Origin of the sequence: Streptomyces sp. TLI_053 (genome assembly GCF_900105395.1) — a bacterium.
In the GTDB taxonomy this organism is placed as follows: Bacteria; Actinomycetota; Actinomycetes; order Streptomycetales; family Streptomycetaceae; genus Kitasatospora.
Genome location: NZ_LT629775.1, coordinates 6,082,172 through 6,099,807 on the forward strand (window position 1 = coordinate 6,082,172; position 17,636 = coordinate 6,099,807).

At 74.2% G+C, this 17,636-nt stretch carries 11 protein-coding genes, 2 tRNA genes and 1 pseudogene; 5 read left to right on the forward strand and 9 right to left on the reverse strand.

Features of this window, described 5'->3' with window-relative positions; translation table 11 throughout:
- The first annotated feature begins 222 nt into the window (after positions 1-222).
- Positions 223-1,020 carry a signal peptidase I gene (gene lepB / locus BLU95_RS25135; protein ID WP_093861988.1) on the forward strand — a complete coding sequence of 266 codons (798 nt, stop codon included), beginning with the start codon at positions 223-225 and terminating at the stop codon, positions 1,018-1,020.
- Positions 1,021-1,075: 55 nt separating this feature from the next.
- Here the strand turns inward: lepB and BLU95_RS25140 are convergent, their stop codons facing one another.
- The 3 genes from BLU95_RS25140 to BLU95_RS25150 form a co-directional block, all read right to left on the reverse strand.
- Complete coding sequence (locus tag BLU95_RS25140) at positions 1,076-2,155, reverse strand: EamA family transporter (protein WP_093861989.1); 1,080 nt, start codon at positions 2,153-2,155, stop codon at positions 1,076-1,078.
- Between the two features lie 172 nt (positions 2,156-2,327).
- Complete coding sequence (locus tag BLU95_RS45225; RefSeq protein ID WP_093861990.1) at positions 2,328-4,763, reverse strand: transglycosylase domain-containing protein; 2,436 nt, start codon at positions 4,761-4,763, stop codon at positions 2,328-2,330.
- Between the two features lie 262 nt (positions 4,764-5,025).
- Positions 5,026-5,099: transfer RNA gene (locus tag BLU95_RS25150), tRNA-Lys, on the reverse strand.
- A 245-nt stretch (positions 5,100-5,344) separates the two neighbouring features.
- On the opposite strand from BLU95_RS25150, the gene BLU95_RS25155 reads away from it, so the two are divergent.
- A complete protein-coding gene (locus BLU95_RS25155; RefSeq protein ID WP_093865108.1) occupies positions 5,345-6,094 on the forward strand; it encodes a DUF998 domain-containing protein in 750 nt (249 codons plus the stop codon).
- Positions 6,091-7,086 (forward strand): alpha/beta fold hydrolase, encoded by a 996-nt coding sequence (locus BLU95_RS25160; protein WP_093861991.1) that lies wholly within the window; start codon positions 6,091-6,093, stop codon positions 7,084-7,086. The genes BLU95_RS25155 and BLU95_RS25160 overlap by 4 nt, the downstream gene beginning before the upstream one ends.
- A 33-nt stretch (positions 7,087-7,119) precedes the next feature.
- Here BLU95_RS25160 and BLU95_RS25165 read toward each other — a convergent pair whose 3' ends face one another.
- The 5 genes from BLU95_RS25165 to BLU95_RS25185 form a co-directional block, all read right to left on the reverse strand.
- A complete protein-coding gene (locus BLU95_RS25165; protein WP_159424990.1) occupies positions 7,120-7,812 on the reverse strand; it encodes a GOLPH3/VPS74 family protein in 693 nt (230 codons plus the stop codon).
- 155 nt (positions 7,813-7,967) lie between these two features.
- Positions 7,968-8,041, reverse strand: a tRNA-Lys gene (locus BLU95_RS25170).
- A 275-nt stretch (positions 8,042-8,316) separates the two neighbouring features.
- Positions 8,317-10,488 (reverse strand): dipeptide ABC transporter ATP-binding protein, encoded by a 2,172-nt coding sequence (locus BLU95_RS25175; RefSeq protein ID WP_093861993.1) that lies wholly within the window; start codon positions 10,486-10,488, stop codon positions 8,317-8,319.
- Entirely contained in the window at positions 10,485-11,483 is a 999-nt protein-coding gene (locus BLU95_RS25180; RefSeq protein WP_502689742.1) for an ABC transporter permease, read from the reverse strand. Before BLU95_RS25180 ends, BLU95_RS25175 begins: the two co-directional genes overlap by 4 nt.
- A 16-nt stretch (positions 11,484-11,499) precedes the next feature.
- Positions 11,500-12,483, reverse strand: coding sequence for an ABC transporter permease (locus tag BLU95_RS25185; RefSeq protein ID WP_093861994.1), 984 nt, complete (start codon positions 12,481-12,483; stop codon positions 11,500-11,502).
- A gap of 404 nt (positions 12,484-12,887) precedes the next feature.
- On the opposite strand from BLU95_RS25185, the gene BLU95_RS25190 reads away from it, so the two are divergent.
- On the forward strand, positions 12,888-14,579 hold the full coding sequence (locus BLU95_RS25190) for an ABC transporter family substrate-binding protein (RefSeq protein ID WP_231977772.1): 1,692 nt from the start codon (positions 12,888-12,890) through the stop codon (positions 14,577-14,579).
- Positions 14,580-15,073: 494 nt separating this feature from the next.
- Complete coding sequence (locus BLU95_RS25195; protein WP_093861996.1) at positions 15,074-16,282, forward strand: low temperature requirement protein A; 1,209 nt, start codon at positions 15,074-15,076, stop codon at positions 16,280-16,282.
- Between the two features lie 269 nt (positions 16,283-16,551).
- Here BLU95_RS25195 and BLU95_RS25200 read toward each other — a convergent pair.
- A pseudogene (locus BLU95_RS25200) lies at positions 16,552-17,490 on the reverse strand (LysR family transcriptional regulator); the annotation flags it as partial.
- Positions 17,491-17,636: the final 146 nt, after the last annotated feature.

The following is a 17,636-nucleotide window of genomic DNA, read 5'->3' on the forward strand; positions in this document are numbered from 1 at the left end:
CCGGGAGCCGGAGCCGCCTCAGCCGTGGGGCGGAGCCGTGCGCCGGGGCCGTCGGCGCTGCGGGCCGGAGCCGCCGCAGCCGTGGGGCGGAGTCGCCGTCGCCGCCGGCCCGGGGATGTCGGGCACGGGGATGTCGGGCACGGGTAAAAGCCCGATTTCGCCTGGATCCCCGATTGGCGTAGCGTGCGGGTTCCCCCGCAGCCGGAGAGTGGAGCAGCGACGATGGCGGTGAACCTGCCGGACACGCACGGCGGCGATGCCGGGGCCGGGGCCGCCGCCCCGGGTGCCCCGGTCGGGGGCCGGGCCGAGGCCCGGCGGGCCCGCCGGGCGGCGGAGGGGCGCCGGAGCAGGTCGCCGAAGAACGGCCGGCGGGGGCGCCGGCCGCGCCCGTGGTGGATCGAGATCCCGGCCATGGCGGCGGTGGGCCTGGTGGTCGCGCTGCTGATCAAGACCTGTCTGTTCCAGGTGTTCACCATCCCCTCCGGTTCGATGGAGAACACCCTGCGGATCGGTGACCGGGTCGGCGTCAACAAGCTCGCCCCGCTGACCGGCTGGAAGCCCGAGCCGGGCCAGCCCGTGGTGTTCAAGGACCCGGGGGGCTGGCTGCCGCCGCAGGCGAGCGACGGGAATCCGCTGACCGACGCGCTGGGCTCGGCGCTCTCCTTCGTCGGCCTGGTGCCGCCGAAGGACGACAACTACCTGGTCAAGCGGGTGATCGCGACGGGCGGGCAGACCGTGCAGTGCTCGGGCACCACGCTGACGGTCGACGGTGCCCAGGTCGACGAGCCGTATCTCCACCCCGGGGACGACTCCTGCGCCGGTCTGGACTTCGGTCCGGTGACGGTGCCGCAGGGCCACGTCTGGGTCGAGGGCGACCACCGCAGCGACTCCGCCGACTCCCGGTACCACCAGCGGGGCCCGGGCGGGGGCGCGGTGCCGGTGGACAACGTGGTCGGTCCGGTGTCGGCCGTGGTGTGGCCGCTCGGTCACCTCGACTGGTTCGGCTGGGTCGGCCGCTGATCCGACCGGGAGTGCCCGGGCCCCGGCCCTGTACGGGTGCCCAAGGCTCCCCTGGCTACCGCTCCTTCTCCAGGGCCTTGCCCGTCCCGGCCCCGGCGGCCCGCGCGAGCCGCTCGCCGAGCGCGGTCGCGCCCGCCGGGACCGCAGCGCGGTCCACGTCCTCGCCGCCCTTGCCGGACGTCTCCGCCGTTCCCGCGATCTCCACGGCGGCGGGCTTGCTCGCCTGGGCCGCGAAGGCGCCGGCCAGCACCAGCAGGCCGCCGGTCACCTGCGGCAGGCCGAGGTGCTCGCCGAGCAGGACCCAGGCCAGCACGGTCGCCACCACCGCCTCGAGGTTGGCCACCACACCGGCGACCGGCGGCGACAGGTGGCGGACGGCGACGACGCCGGTCAGATAGGCGAGCACGGTCGCGACCAGGACCATCCAGGCGGCCGGGAGCAGCGCGGGCAGGGTGTGCCCGTTCATCACCACGTCCCCGCCGAGCTTGCTCCAGTCCGCCTGCCAGGGGCGGGTGAAGGCGGTGAGCACGACCGAGCCGATCAGCAGGCCGTACGCGCTGACGGCGATCGGGTCGACGGGGCGGTCGCCCCGGCTGCCGGCGTCGGCGAGCACGAAGTAGCCGACCTGGCAGCAGGCGGCGCCGAGGGCGAACAGCACGCCGAGCAGGTCGAAGCTCAGCCCGTTCCACACCTCGACCACGCAGGCGAGTCCGGCGACCGCGACGCCGGCGCCGATCGCCGCGCCCCGGCTGATCGGCCGGCGCTGGACGAACCGGACGTAGCCGATGAGCAGCGGCGGGCCGAGGTACTCGATCAGGAGGGCGACGCCGACCGGGATCCGCGAGATGGCCGCGAAGTAGCAGGCCTGTACGCCCGCGACGGCCAGCAGGCCGAAGCCGATCAGCAGGCCGGGCCGCCGCAGCACGGCGTCGCGGTGGCGGTAGGCCAGCGGCAGCAGGACCACGGCGGCGCCGGTCACCCGGAGCCAGACCACGTGCAGCGGCGACAGCCCGGCCTCGATCAGAGGCTTGGCCGCGGTGCCGGAGCCGCCGAAGGCGATCGCGGAGACGAGGGCGAGGGTGAGACCGAGGGTCCGGCCGGAGGAGCGGCCGAGCGGGGGCTTCGAGCTGTGCACCGACGAATTGTGACAGTAGGACCGCAATCTCGGTAAGGGGTCATTTCGTTATTCGGTCCTGCACGTCACCCGGGGTGAGCTTCCGCTGCGGAACGGAGTCACCGGCCGGAGTGCCCGCGGAGTCGCCCCCGGGTCGCCGGCCGGTGACACCGTCCGGAGCCACTCGCCGGAGCTACTGGCCGGAGCTGCCGGCGCCGGCCCCGGCGACCACGTCCGCCCCGGTGCCGCCGGTCGGCTGCGGTGCCGTGGTCGGGCCGGTGGTCGGTGCCGTGGTGGGCGCGGTGGTCGGCGCCGGGGTCCTGGTCGGCCTGCCGGTCGGCTGCGGCGTCGTCGGCTGGGTCGGAACGGTGGTCGTGCCGCCGGTGCCGCCGCTCGGCTGCGGAGCCGTGGTCGGTCCGCCGGACGGCGCGGTGGTGGGCTCCGACCCGGCGCCCGACCCGCCGGACCCGCCCGTTCCGCCGGAGCCGCCGGTTCCGCCCTGGCCGGCCTGCGGCGAGGGCTCGCCGGAGGGCGTCGCCGACGCGTCCGGGGCGGCCGGCGCGGAGCTCGCGCCGCCCGAGGGGCTGGGCGAGGCGCCGGCCCCGGAGGAGCCCCAGCCGCCGCGCCCCGAGTCGTCGGCACCCGCGGGCGCGGGGAAGTCGGCGACCGGCTGGCCCTTGAGCGCCGCCTTCATGTAGGCGGTCCAGATCTGCGCGGGGTACTGGCCGCCCGCCGCGCCGTCGAGCCCGCCGGTGCCGCTCAGGCTGACCTGGGCGCCGGTGCCCGGGTCCTGGCCGAACAGCGCGACCGAGGTGACCAGCTCCGGGGTGTACCCGACGAACCAGACCGCCTTGTGCTCGTCGGTGGTGCCGGTCTTGCCCGCCGCCGGACGGCCCAGCGCCTTCGCCCGCCAGCCGGTGCCGCCCTGGTCGGCGATCACGCCCTGGAGCATCGAGGTGACCTGGCGCGCGGTCTGCTCGCCGACCGCCTGGGTGGTCTTGTGGGCGGGCAGTGCGACCGGCTCGCCCTCGCGGTCCACCGACTGCACCAGCCACGGGGTGATCTGCTTGCCGCCGTTGTCCAGCGTGGCGTACACGCCGGCCATGTCGAGCACGCTGGGGGTCGAGGTGCCCAGCGGGATGGAGCCCACCGCGTCCAGGGACGGGGTGTTGCTGGGCAGGCCGAGCGCGATCGCGGTGTCCCGCACCTTCGCCAGCCCGGTGTCCTGGGCGAGCTGGGCGAAGGCGGAGTTCACCGACCAGTCGGTGGCCTGCTGGAGGGTGATCTGGCCGTAGCTCTTGTCGCCCTCGTTCGGCGGCGCGTACGCGGGGCCCTTGCCGCCGCGGACCTTGCGCTCGCTGGTGCCGTCGTAGACGGTGCGCGGGGTGACGGTCTGGCCGGACTGGGTCTTGGCGTTGTTCTCCAGTGCCGCCGCCAGGGCGATCGCCTTGAAGGTCGAGCCCGACTGGTAGTCCCGCCTGGTCGCGTTGTCGATGTAGTGCTTGGTGTAGTCGACCCCGCCGTACAGGGCCACCACGGCCCCGGTCTTCGGGTCCACCGAGGCCGCGCCGGCCTGGACGGCGGCGTCCTTCTTCCGCTTGTCCGGGTTGAGGGTGTCGTGCAGCTGGGCCTGCACCGAGTCCTGGAGTGCCTGCTGGCGGGTCGGGTCGACGGTCAGCCTGATCGTGTAGCCGCCCTTGGCCAGCTCCGACTCCCCGATGATCTGGTTGGTGGTGAGGTACTCGGTCGCGGCGTTGACCAGGTAGCCGGCCTGGCCGGACAGCCCGAGCTGCGCCTGCGGGTCCTTGACCTCGGGGAAGGCGGTGGCGGCCCGCTCCTCGGCGGACAGCCAGCCCTCCTTCACCATGCCGTCGAGCACGTAGTTCCAGCGGTTGACCGCGTTCTGCTTGCCCGCCGGGGTGGCGGTGGCGACGTCGTACGCGCTGGGGGCGTTCAGCAGGGTGGCCAGGTAGGCGCCCTGGGCGGCGTCGAGCTGCGCGGCGTCGACGCCGAAGTACTGCTGGGCGGCGGCCTGGACGCCGTAGGCACCGCGCCCGTAGTACGAGGTGTTGAGGTAGCTGGAGAGGATCTCGTCCTTGGTCTCGGTGGCGTCCACCTTGATCGCTATGAAGAGTTCCTTCACCTTGCGGGTGACCGACTGCTGCTGGTTCAGGTACGTGTTCTTCACGTACTGCTGGGTGATCGTGGAGCCGCCCTGGGTGCCCTCGCCCTTGGCGGTGTTGACGGCGGCGCGGACCATGCCGGGCACGTTGACGGCGCCCTCGTGGTAGAAGTTGCGGTCCTCGGCGGCCAGGGTCGCGTGCTGCGCGGCGGGGGAGACCTTGTCCAGCGGGACGTTCTGCCGGTTGGTCTGGCCGGTCCGGGCGAGCACCGAGCCGTCCTGGTAGAGCCAGGTGTTGCTCTGGGTGGTCGCGGCCGCGTGCGCGTCCGGGACCTTCACCAGCGCGATGCCGAGGGCGAACAGGCCGACCCCGAGCAGGACCGAGGCCACCAGGCCCACCAGGGTCAGGCGCCAGGTCGGTATCAGCCGGCGCCAGCCGGTGCGCCTGGGCCGTCGGACCTTGGTCTTCCGGATGCGCGGCGCGCCGCTCGGGGCGTTACGGGACAAAGCGGCGGCCTTTCCTGCGGGCGGGCGACGGGGAGGGTGCACCGGGCGGGGCAGCGGCACGTAGGGCCGGCCCGCGCGGACGGGTCCGTCGACGGTCGGGGGCCTTTGCCCCTTTTCCGGTGTACAGCCCAGAACGCGCCGAAGGTGCCGGTTGGCTCCACCGCAACGGGAAGCGAGACCGACATCACACACAAATCGGACGTCAATGGGCAGCGAAAAGCCGGAGAGCCCCTCGTGTGTACGAGAGGCTCCCCGGTGTCGGTGCGCCGCCAGGGACTCGAACCCCGGACCCGCTGATTAAGAGTCAGCTGCTCTAACCAACTGAGCTAGCGGCGCCTGCTGACGTGGAAAACAATACACGCTTCCGAAGGTGCCTCGAACCACCCGGACGTCACCGGGCGCAGTCTGTCCGTTTCCGCCCGGTTGGGGTGGAGTTTGCCGACGGCTAGGGTGGATTTGTGCCCAGCTCCCACCCCGGTCGCCGGAACGCTCGGCGCACTCCTGCCCCGACGCCGAACCCGACGTCCGTTCCGACCGCCGCCGCGGCCCGGCCGGAGGCCGCCGTCCGGGCCGTCGCCGCACTGCTGCTGCTCAGCGCGGTGGCGTACACCGCCTGGGTCCTGGAGGTGGTGCTCAGTACCGGGCTCGACCCGGTCCAGGCGTACATCAGCGAGCTCGCCGCCGAGGACCAGCCGCTGGGCGGCCTCTTCCGGGCCACCGACCTGGTGGCCGGACTCGCGGTGCTGGCGGCGGCCCTGCTCGCGCTCGCCGTCCGCGGGCTCCGCCGCCCGGCACCCCCGGCCGCCGGGGGGAGCCCCGGCCGTCGGCCCTGGGCGGCGGGCGGCTGGGCCGCGCTCGCCCTGTTCGGCGCGGCCACCGCCGCCGACTCCCGGCTGCCGCTGAGCTGCGCGCCCACCAGCGACGAGATGTGCGCCGCCCGCGAGACCGCGGGCCTCGTCCCCGCCACCCACACCGCGCACGCCGTGACCAGCAGCCTGGCCATGCTCGGCGCGCTCGGCGGGCTGGCCGCGCTCACCGTCGCCGCCCGGCGCTACGGCTGCTGGCCGCCGGTGCGCCGGTACGGGCCGTGGCTGCTGGGCGCCGAGGTGCTCGCCACCGGCTGGAGCCTGGGCGCGATCGCCGCCTTCGAGGCGGGTCACGGCACCTGGGCGCTGGGCGCCGGCCAGCGGCTCCAGGTGCTGCTGGTCGCCCTCTGGCTCGCGCTGCTCGCGGCGGCCGTCGGCCTGCCGGACCGCACCGGCGCTGCCGGTGCCGCCGGCGGGGCCTCGGCGGCCGCACCCTCCCGGACCGAACGACGGGATCCGGTATGACCGGCGCTCGCGGCCCGACCGCGAACGGAGCCGGCGGCCCCGGGGACCCGAACGGCCCGGACGGCCCGGGCGGTCGTGAGGGTCCCGACGGCGGTGCGGGCCCGCCGGCCCCCCGGTCCGCTCCGGCGCCGGCCGCCTTCGTCCGGATCGACGGCATCCCGCTGCACGTCCGGGTCGAGGGCCTGGGGCCGGTGTGCGTGCTCACCGGCGGGCTCGGCAGCAGCTGGTTCGACTGGGACCTCGTGGTCCCCTTCCTCACCCCGTACCGCACCGTCGTCCGCTTCGACCGGCCCGGCTACGGTCTGAGCGCCCCGGAACCGGCCGGTCGGCCCGTCCCGACCGCCGCCGGGGAGGCGCACCGGATCCGGGCCGTCCTCGACGCGCTGGGCCTGACCGGGCGCTGCACGGTGGCCGGGCACTCACTGGCCGGCTTCCACGCCGAGGCGTTCGCCCGGCTGCACCCCGCGCGGACGGCCGGACTGGTCCTGCTGGACGGCAGTGTCGAACCCGATCCCCGGCCGCGCCCGGCCCCCGGTCTGCGGGACCTCGCGGCGCGCGCCACCGCGGCGGCCGCCACCGCCGTCGCCGTGCCCTACCTGCTCGGGCCCACCGTGCGCCGCACGGTCGCCCGGGCCACCACGGTGCGGCGCGAGGACCTCGCCCCGGCGCCGCTGGTCCGGCGCTGCTACCGCACCGGACGGTCGCTGCGGGCGCTGCTCCGGGAGAACACCCACTACCTGGACATGGCCGCCGAACTGGCCGCGCTGCGCCGTACCGCGCCACTGCCGGCCGGCCTGCCGGTGACCGTGCTCGCCGCCGACGACGGACTGAGCGGCGCCCGGACCGAGGAGTGGCTGACTGCCCAGCGGGGGCTCGCCGAACTCCTGGGCGCGGAGTACCGGCGCACCGCCCCGGCCGGGCACCTGCTGATGTTCGACCGGCCGGACGCGGTGGCCTCGGCGGTCCTGGACACCTCGCGCGGGCCGGGCTGAAGCCGACCGGGCCCCGCGTCCGCCTCCCGCCGCTCAGCCGCCGCCGGCGTTGTCCGACCCGACCACCCGGCGCAGGGCCTGGGCGATCGGCTGCTCCCGGGCGACCGTCCGGAAGGACTTCCGCAGCTCGGAGTGCTCGCGGCCGGGGAAGAGCCGGCGGTCCAGCTGCGCGGCCCAGAGCAGTCCGGCCAGGTACTGGTCCCGCACGGTTCCCGGGGAGCCGGCCCCCGGACCGGAAGGAGCCCGCAGGGCGGCGGTGATCCGTTCGGCGATCTCGGCGCCGACGGTGGGGCGCACCGGCGGCCAGGCGCGGTACGGCAGCAGCAGGAGGATCCGGCGGTGTTCGAGGGTCAGGTGCCCGCTCGCGACCAGCCGCTCCCGGAAGGACTGCACCGCGGGCACCCGGGGCACCTGGCGGATGGCCCGGTCCAGCCCGGGCCGACGCCCCTTGCCGGTCCGCTCCAGCCGGGCGAGCACCCCGGCGGTGACCTCGTCGCCCGCTCCGACCGGGCGGAACGCGGTGATCCGGCGGTCGTCGACCGCGAGGCCGCCGGTCAGCAGCAGCTCGGCCAGCACGGCGGCCGCGACCGCCCGCTGGAAGCCGGCCCGGGAGACCCGCAGGGTGCCGCTGTCCGGGTCGGTGCAGAGCAGGACCAGTTCCTCCGCGAGTACGAGCGGGCGCCGGCCGGAAGCGGCGGGCGGGTCGGGCGGACCGAGCGGAGTCACGGCGGGCGGCACCTCCGGTGCGAGGACGGGTACCCACGCTATCCGTCGGCGCACCGCCGTTTCCGGGCCTTCCGGGGAACGGGGCGGAACGGTCCGGAGGCGGCCGGGAACGCCGAAGGCCCCCTCGCTGCTGCGAGGGGGCCTTCGACCGTCTGTGCGCCGCCAGGGACTCGAACCCCGGACCCGCTGATTAAGAGTCAGCTGCTCTAACCAACTGAGCTAGCGGCGCCTGCTGACCTGGAAGACATTACACGCAATCGGGCCGATCCGCCGAATCGCGACAGGGTGGTCACTCACCGTGGCGGCGGTCGCCGTCAGTGGGTGGCCGGCAGCCGGGCGAGGGTGCCGAACATGATCGTCAGGTTGGACCAGGTCATAGCAGCAGTTGTCGCACGGCTCCCGGGAGGCCGCGAGGCGGGCGTCCGCCGTTCGCCTCCGAACGGCGGACGCCCTGTCACCGCTCCGGGGCGGACGTCCCGTCGCCCCCTCGGGGTGGACGTTCCGTCACCGCTCCGGGAAGTGGCAGGCGGCCCGGTGGTCGGGAGCCGGTCCGCCCGTTGCCCCCGGCAGCGGGCCGGCGGCGGTGAGCGGTGGCGCCTCGGTCTCGCAGCGGCCGCGCGCGCCCGCGTCGAGTCCCGCGTACACCGGGCAGCGGGCGCGGAAGGGGCAGCCGGTGTGCCGGACGGTGGGGGAGGGCGGGTCGCCGGCCAGCAGGATCCGGGTCCTGGTCCGCTCGGCGGCCGGGTCCGGCAGCGGGACGGCCGAGAGCAGTGCCCGGGTGTAGGGGTGCAGCGGACGGTCGAAGACGGCGGACACCTCTCCCTGCTCGACCGTCCGCCCCAGGTACATCACGCTCACCCGGTCGGCGAGGTGCCGGATCACCGAGAGGTCGTGCGAGACGAAGAGATAGGAGAGGCCGAGCTCCGCCTTGAGGGACTGGAGCAGGTTGAGCACCCCGGCCTGGATCGAGACGTCCAGCGCGGAGACCGGCTCGTCCAGGACCAGCAGCCGGGGGCGGACGGCCAGCGCGCGGGCGATCGAGATCCGCTGCCGCTGCCCGCCGGAGAACTGGTGCGGGTAGCGGACGGCGTGGGCCGGGTCGAGGCCGACCTGACGGAGCAGTTCGGGCACCCGGCGGGTGATCTCGTCCTTGGCGGCCCGCTGGGCGCGCAGGGGTTCGGCGACGATGTCGCCGACCGGCATCCGGGGGTCCAGGCTGGCCATCGGGTCCTGGAAGACGATCTGCAGATCGGACCGCATCCGGTGGGCCTCGGAGCGGGAGAGCGCGGCGGTGTCCCGGCCGAGCAGCTCGATCCGTCCGGACTCGGGGGCGGCGAGGCGCAGCAGCTCGAACAGGGTGGTGGACTTGCCGGAACCGGACTCGCCGACCAGGCCGAGGGTCTCGCCCTCCCTGATCGACAGCTCGACGCCGTCCACCGCGTGCACCGAGCCGATCCGGCGCTTGAACACGGTGCCCTTGAGCAGCGGGAAGGTCTTGGTGAGCCCCTCGACCTCCAGCACCGGCGGGCGCTGCTCCCGGGGGACCGGTGCGGCGGCCGACGCGGCGGGGAGCGCGGGCACGGGGTAGACCTCGGTGGGCGAGGGCCGCCGTTCGGCCAGCTCACCGGCCCGGACGCAGGCCGCCAGGTGGCCGGCCGGGTTGCCGGTGACCGTGCCCGTGCCCGTGCCCGTGGCCGAGCCTGACGCCGCGTCGCCGGTCAGCGGCGGTTCGGCCGTGCGGCAGCGGTCCTCGACCAGGGGGCAGCGGGCGGCGAACGGGCAGCCCGGCGGCAGTTCGGCCATCGGCGCGGGCGTGCCGGGTATCGGCACCAGCGGTCCGCGCTTCCCGTCCAGCCGGGGCACGGCCCCGACCAGGCCCAGCGTGTAGGGGTGGCGCGGCGCGGCGAACAGCTCGTCCACGCCCGCCGTTTCGACCACCCGGCCCGCGTACATCACCGCGACCCGGTCGGCCATCCCGGCGATCACCCCGAGGTCGTGGCTGACCAGGACGAGCGCGGCGCCGGTCTCCCGGCGGGCGGTGCGCAGCACGTCGAGCACCTGCGCCTGGATGGTGACGTCCAGGGCGGTGGTGGGTTCGTCGGCGAGCAGCACGTCGGGGTCGTTGGCGACGGCCATGGCGATCATGGCGCGCTGCCGCATGCCGCCCGAGAACTCGTGCGGGAAGCTGTCGAGGGCGCGGCCGGGGGCCGGGATGCCGACCAGGTCGAGCAGTTCGGCGGCCCGCTTGCGGGCGGCGGAGCGGTCGAGGCCGGGCCGGTGGATCCGCAGTGCCTCGACGAGCTGGTCGCCGATCCGGTAGACGGGGGTGAAGGCGGAGAGCGGGTCCTGGAAGACCATGGCGATCCGTCGGCCGCGGACGGCGGCCAGTTCGCGTCCGGGCAGGCCGATCAGCTCGCGGTCGTCCAGCCGGACCGAGCCCCGGACCCGGGCGGTGCCGGGCAGCAGGCCCAGTACGGCCAGCGCGGTGACGGACTTTCCGGAGCCGGACTCGCCGACGATGCCGAGGGTCTCGCCCCGGTGCAGGGTGAGGTCGACACCGCGCACGGCGGGGACGGGGGCGGAGCCGCGCGGGCCGGTGAAGTCGACCCGCAGGTCGCGGACGCGCAGCAGCGGGGCCCCGGTGGTCGTGGCGGTGGTCGTGGCGGGGGCGGTCACGCGCTGGTCCTCTTCTTCTCGCTGCGGGCGCGGGCACGGGCGCCGGTCCGGGAGCGGCGGGGCCGCCGGGCGGCGTCGGAGGTGGGGTCGAGCGCGTCCCGCAGGCCGTCGCCGATCAGGTTGACGGCCAGGACGAAGAGCACCAGCAGCCCGGCCGCGAAGTAGAACAGCCAGGGGAAGACCGGGGCCTCGCTGGTACCGGCGGCGAGCAGGGTCCCGAGCGAGACGTCCGGTGCCTTGACGCCGAAGCCGAAGTAGGACAGCGCGGTCTCGCTCATCACGGCGCCGCCGACCGCGATCGTGGCATCGATGATGAGGAAGGAGGCGACGTTCGGCAGGATGTGCCGGAGGATGATCCGCAGCGGACGGACGCCCATGAACTGCGCGGCGCGTACGAACTCCCGCTCCCGCAGCGAGATGGTCATCGAGCGGACCACCCGGGCGGTGATCATCCAGTTGAACAGGGCGAGCAGCAGCACGAAGGCGAGCCAGCCGGCGCCCTTCAGCCGGGGTGAGACGATCGTGATGACCAGGAACGCGGGAAAGACCAGCATGAGGTCGACCAGGAACATCAGCAGCCGGTCGGTCCAGCCGCCGAAGTAGCCGGCGCAGGCGCCGACCAGGGAGGCCAGCACGGTCGAGAAGAGCGCCACCAGCAGGCCGATGACCAGCGACTTCTGCAGTCCGCGGACCGTCTGCGCGAAGACGTCCTGGCCGACCCCGTTGGTGCCGAACCAGTGGGTGCCCGAGGGCGGTTGGCGCAGCGCGCCGTAGTCGGGGGTGGCGTAGTCCCAGGGGGTGACCAACTCGCCGCCGAAGGCGAGCAGGAAGAGCAGCAGGACGACGACCGCACCGGCCACCGCCCAGCGGGCGGCGAGCAGCCGGGCGAGCACGATCCGCCCCCGGCCGGTCGGCGCGGGAGCGGGGGGAGCAGCGGGGGAGCCGGGTCCGGAGGGTTCGGCGGGGCCGGCGGACTCCGCGATGACGGCGGTCAAGAAGGCTCTCCTCGGTTCAGGACCGCACGCGCGGGTCGAGGGCGGCGTGCAGGGTGTCGGCGAGGAAGCCGGAGGCGAGCACCACGACCGCGGCGAACAGGTTGACCGCGACGACCGCGTTGACGTCCTGCTCGTTGACGGACTGGATGAACCATTCGCCCATGCCGTGCCAGCCGAAGATGGTCTCGGTGAACGCCGCGCCGGTGAAGATGCCGAGGAAGCTGTACGCGAACATCGTCGACATCGGGATCACCGCCGTCCGCAGTCCGTGCTTGATCAGGGCGCGGCCCCGGGTGAGGCCCTTGGCCTCGGCGGTGCGCAGGTAGTCGGAGCCGAGCACGTCGAGCATGGTGCCGCGCTGGTAGCGGCTGTAGGTGGCGAGGCCGCCGAGCGCCAGCGAGAGGGTCGGCAGCAGCAGGTGCAGCGCCCAGTCGGCGAGGTGGGCGCCGAGTCCGCCGCCGAGGCCGGGGGTCTCGTACCCGGTGAAGGGGACGACCTCGTGGCCGACGGCGTCCTTGGCGGCGATGGCGCCGTTCTTGAGGAAGAGGGCGACCAGGAACACCGGGGTGGAGAGCAGGACGAAGGAGAACACGGTGAGCAGCCGGTCGGAGATCCGGTACTGGCGCACGGCGCTCCACGCCCCGGCGGCGACGCCGAGCACCATGCCGAGCAGGCTGCCGATCAGCAGCAGCCGCAGCGAGACCCAGACCCGGCGGCGGAAGTCGTCCATCACCGGGGTGTCGTGGATGGTGCGGCCGAGGTCGCCGTGCAGCAGCAGGTCGCCCGCCCAGTGCCCGAACCGTTCGACGACCGGGGTGCGGTCGTTGAGGTTGAGGTCGGTGAGCTGGCGCTCGACCGAGGCGGCGGCCGGGCGCGGCACCTTCGCCTCGAAGTAGACGCGCGGCTGCAGCGCGGCGCCGGCCAGCGCGTACGCCAGGAAGACGGCGGCGACCAGCAGGACGGCGTAGTAGGCGAACCGCTTGGTCAGGTAACGGAGCATCAACGGCCGCCCGGGGTGGGGGCGGGGCCGACGCGTCTGGTGGGCATCGGAGGGTGGCCTTCGGGTCGGGGGTGGGGGAGCGGGGGTGCCCGGGGGTGGTGGGCGCTCGGCGGGTGGGCGGTGGGTGTGCGGGGCCCCCGGGCGGGGCTCTTGACCGTGCTCAGGAAAGCTCGCAGGTCAGAGTCTGGCACCGGCGCGCGGCCGCGGTATTGCGGTCGTGTTGCGCCCCGTTTCGTTTGGATCAGGTGTCCACCACGCCCCCTGGTACTCGTCCTGATCGGCTGTTACGTTCGGTCCCCGGCACCGACTTGGCTGCCCACGCTCAAGCCTCGCCACACCTCGCGACGCTCATCTCTCACCGCTCGCCGGACCTCACGGGGGGAACCCTCATGCACGCTTCCGCCATGCCTGGACGCCGACTCGGCCGCGCCGCCGTCCTCGCTCTCGCCGTCGCCCTCGCGGCCACCGCGTGCAGCTCCGGCGGAGGCGGCTCGGCGGACACGGCGGTGAAGAGCGCGGCGCCGGGGCAGGGGTCCATCGACATCAACGCCAAGACGGTGGACCAGATCCGCGACGGCGGCGAGGTCCGCTTCCCGCTCTACCAGTGGATCACCCAGTGGAACCCGTTCCAGGTGGACGGGCGGTACGGCGACGCGGTCGAGATCATGCGCACCGTCGAGCCGGACCTCTTCAGCACCGACGAGACCGGCACCTTCAAGGCGAACGCCGACTACCTGGTGGAGGCCAAGGTCACCTCGACCTCGCCGCAGGTGGTCACCTACAAGCTGAACCCGAAGGCCAAGTGGTCGGACGGCAAGCCGCTGAGCTACCTCGACTTCAAGGCCGACTGGGAGGCCAGCAACGGCAAGAAGGACGGCTACAACATCGCCGACTCGGCCGGCTACGAGCTGATCTCCGGCGTCGAGCAGGGCGCCGACCCGGCCGAGGTCAAGGTGACCTTCTCGGAGACGTACGCGGACTGGCAGAACCTCTTCCGCCCGCTGATCCCGGCCGCCGGGATCGCCACCGCCGACGACTTCAACAAGGGCTGGGTGGAGAAGGTCCCGATCACCGCCGGCGCGCTGAAGATCGGCTCGGCCGACAAGACCGCGCAGACCCTCACTCTCGTCCCGGACCCGAACTGGTGGGGCGCCAAGCCCAAGGCCGAGCGGATCGTCTTCCGGGTGATGTCGCAGTCCGCGACCACCCAGGCCTTCCTCAACAACGAGATCGACTACGCCACGGCCGGCACCGCCACCGCGTACGGGCAGCTCAAGGACGCCAAGGACGCGGTGATCCGCTCGGCCAGCCCCTGGGACGAGGTGCACATCTCCTTCGGCGGCGGCGGCGCGCTGGCGGATCAGAAGGTGCGTCAGGCGCTCGGCAAGGCGCTGGACCGCAACGCGCTCATCAAGATCGCCAACAACGGTGTGCCGGTGGAGTTCAAGCCGCTCGGCAACCACATCTTCATGCCCAATCAGGCGGGCTACCAGGACAACTCCGGCGAGTGGGCGAAGTTCGACGTCCCGGCGGCGAAGAAGCTGCTGGACGAGGCGGGCTGGAAGGAGGCCGGCAGCGGGCAGCCGCGCACCAAGGACGGCCAGTCGCTGACCCTGCACTGGGTGCTCAACGAGTCCACCCCGCAGGCCCAGGTCGACCTCGCCACCGCCGCCCAGGCGATGTGGCTGCAGGCCGGGGTCAAGGTGGAGGTCGACAAGGTCGCGGCCAACGACTTCTTCACCAAGTACGTCAACCCCGGCAAGTGGGACATCGCCAGCTGGCGCAACACCGACTCGTTCCCGCTCTCCAGCAGCCTGACCAACTTCCGGCTGCCGCAGGGCGACAACGTGTTCGGCAACTACTCCAAGCTCGGCACCGAGGAGATCGACGGGCTGCTGAAGAAGGCGGCCGGCACGATCGACCCGGTGGAGGCCGCGAAGCTCTACAACCAGGCCGACGCCAAGATCTGGGAGCTCGGCCACACCTTCGAGCTGTACCAGCGGCCGACCGTGGTGGCGGCCCGCAAGGGGCTCGCCAACTACGGCGCCTTCGGTCTGGCGAGCACGGACTACACCAAGGTCGGCTGGGAGAAGTAGCCGCCGGGGGCGGGGCGGTCGTCGGGGGCGCGGCCGCAGCAGGGGCGGGCGCGCGGCGGAGGCCGGCGAGCGCACGGCAGGCGCTGGCGAGCAGCGCGGTGATCACGAGGCCGGTGGTACGGACACGGAGGGACCGGCACTGCCGCCCCCACTGTCCTGCCACCCGCCTTGACCTTCCGCGATGCCCGCAGGCCGCCCGTGTCGTGGGGTCCGTCCCCGGACCCCGTTCGCTTCGAACCGGGACGAATCTAGCGGGGCCGTCCCGGCCCTCGCGCCCTACCGCGCGGGGCGCGCCCGGAAACCCGCCGTGCTGTCACCCGGTTCGCGCACCGAGGCGTCAACTCTCGCTGACGACAGGGCAAATCGGGCTGTTGCGGGGCAATCGGAGTGCTCCGCCGACCGCGCCGGAGCGGGCGGCGGTGCGTGCGCGGGACGCTGCGCGCTGCCAGGATGCGGCGGGTCAGCCCGCCCGTCCGGAGCCCGGAGAACCGTCGATGAGCAGCGAGTCCGCCGCAGTCCCCCCACCGCACCACGCCGGCCCGCACCACGGCGACCCGCGCCCGGTGCGCCGGATGGTCCCGCGCAGCCGGGACGAGCCGCACCGGGTCGCCACCCCGCTGGAGCTCTTCTTCGACCTCTGCTTCGTGGTCGCCGTCGGCCAGGCCGGCCGGGAGCTGGCCCACGACCTCGCCGAGGGCCACTGGGGCGACGGACTGAGCGGGTACTTCTTCGCGTTCTTCGCCATCTGGTGGGCCTGGATGAACTTCACCTGGTTCGCCTCCGCCTACGACTGCGACGACGTGCCGTACCGGGTCACCACCCTGGTCCAGATCGCCGGCGTGCTGATCCTCGCCGCCGGGGTGCCGCGGCTCTTCGCGGACCAGGACATCGTGCTGTCCGTGGTCGGCTACGTGGTGATGCGGCTGGCCATGGTCACCCAGTGGCTGCGCGCGGCCGCCTCCGAGGAGGGGCCGGCCCGGGGGGTGGCGCTGCGCTACGCCGCCGGGATCACCCTCTGCCAGATCGGCTGGGCCGTGGTGCTGGTGCTGCCGGACGACGTCCGGGCGGTGGTGATCCCGATCGGGATCCTGGCCGAGCTGTCCGTGCCGGTGGTCGCCGAGCTGCGGATGCAGACCACCTGGCACCCGCACCACATCGCCGAGCGGTACGGCCTGTTCACCCTGATCGTGCTCGGTGAGACGGTGGCGGCGGCGACCGTGGCGGTGCAGTCCGCGGTGGACGAGCACGAGGGGCTGGGGCGACTGCTGCCGGTCGCGGGCGGCGGTCTGCTGATCTGCTTCTCGGCCTGGTGGATCTACTTCGCCCGGCCGGTCCACGACCACCTCCGCTCCAACCGGCAGGCCTTCCTGTGGGGGTACGGCCACTACCTGGTCTTCGGGGCGGCGGCGGCGATCGGCTCCGGGCTGGAGGTGGCGGTCGAATCGGCCGTGCACAAGGCGCACGTGTCCGAGACGGCGGCCACCGCGACGGTGACCGTGCCGACCGCGCTCTACCTCCTCACCGTGTGGGCGCTGCACTCCCGGCACAGCAAGACCGGCGCGGCTCAGATGCTGCTGCTGCCGGCGGCCTCGGTGGCGGTGCTCGCCTGTACGGCGGCGGGCGGCTCCGGGGTCCTGGTGGCGGGCCTGGTGACGGCGTTGACGGTGGCGACCGGGGTGGTGCTGCACGCCAGGGAGCGCTGAGCGAGCGCGGCCGGGCCGGCCGGGACGGTGGCGCCGCCGTTCGACCTGTTCGCGGGGGTGGGCCTGGTCCCGTTGCCCCGCCCGGCCACGACGGCGCCGGTGACGACGTCCGCCGCGGCGGCGAGGGCGGATCCGGCGGCGGTGCCCGATCCTGCGGCGAGGGCCGATCCGGTGGCGGTGCCCGATCCGGCGCCGACGCCCGCCGCGGCCGGGCCGTCCGCGTGCGGCGGGTCGGCCGTCGACGGTCCCAGCAGGCCGTGCAGGATCTCGCCGTGCCCGGACAGCCAGGCCCGGTAGGCGGGGCTGGCCTGGGCGAGGTCCAGATAGGCCGCCCGCAACTCCTCGTAGAGCGCCTCGCGGGCCGGCCGGCCGAGCGCGCGCGGCCGCCAGACCAGCAGCAGCCGTACGGTCAGCGGGTCGCCGTGCAGCCGCCGGACGACGGTGCCCGGTCCGGGCAGTGAGGTCGGCTGGCAGGGGCGGACCGCCTCGCCGGAGGCGACCAGCTCGGCGGCGGTGGCGTTGTCCCGGACCTGGACCACGCGCGGATTGAGCCCGGCGGCGCGGAAGACCCGGCGCATGGCGGCGTACTCGTGGTCGGCGGTCGGGTCCACCATCCAGGTGTCATCGGCGAGTTCGGCCAGCCGGACGACCTGCCGCGCGGCCGCCGGGTGCCCGGAGGTGAGCGCGACGAACTGCGGCTCGCGGGCGAGCAGCACCCGGTGCTCGGCGTCCGGCGGCAGCCGCACCGGGAAGCCCTCGCTCTCGTGCACGAAGGCCACGTCCAGCTGGTCGGCGGCGATCATCCGGAGCAGAGCGTTGGCGGAGATGTCGATCTGGATCGTGGTGTCGGTCTCCGGCAGCCGCTCGTGCACCCGGCGCAGCCACGCGGCCACGGCCCGGCTGCCGACGCTGCCGATGCGCAGCCGGCGGGCCCGCTCGCCGCCGGCGGCCTCCCTGGCCTCCTGGCGTGCGGCGGCGACCAGCGCGGCCATCTCGGCGATCACCGGTCTGGCTCTGGACAGCACGGAGTGGCCGAGCGCGGTCGGCCGGCTGCCGGTCTGCTCCCGGGTGAACAGCGTTCCGCCGACAGCCCGTTCGATGCGGTGCAGCTGGGTGGTGAGCGACGGCTGGGTCATCCCGAGCTGCAGCGCGGCCTTGCGGAGGCTTCCGGTGTCGGCGATCGCGCACAGCACCCGTAGATGTCTCACGTCGAGCTCCACACAGGGGAGCGTAACGGCCAAAACGGGATGACGCCAGGGACATGACAGGCTGTCGGGTCGGCAGGGGCGCGGGCGCCGGACCGCGCGGGCGGTTCCCGGACGACTCCTGGACGACCCCCGGGCGACACCCGGCC

Bases quoted from the DNA above. Each gene is read 5' to 3' on its own strand.
- BLU95_RS25160 (WP_093861991.1), top strand. From the start codon at position 6,091: ATGACCGGCGCTCGCGGCCCGACCGCGAACGGAGCCGGCGGCCCCGGG.
- BLU95_RS25190 (WP_231977772.1), top strand. From the start codon at position 12,888: ATGCCTGGACGCCGACTCGGCCGCGCCGCCGTCCTCGCTCTCGCCGTC.
- BLU95_RS25195 (WP_093861996.1), top strand. From the start codon at position 15,074: ATGAGCAGCGAGTCCGCCGCAGTCCCCCCACCGCACCACGCCGGCCCG.
- lepB (WP_093861988.1), top strand. From the start codon at position 223: ATGGCGGTGAACCTGCCGGACACGCACGGCGGCGATGCCGGGGCCGGG.
- BLU95_RS25185 (WP_093861994.1), bottom strand. From the start codon at position 12,483: ATGCTCCGTTACCTGACCAAGCGGTTCGCCTACTACGCCGTCCTGCTG.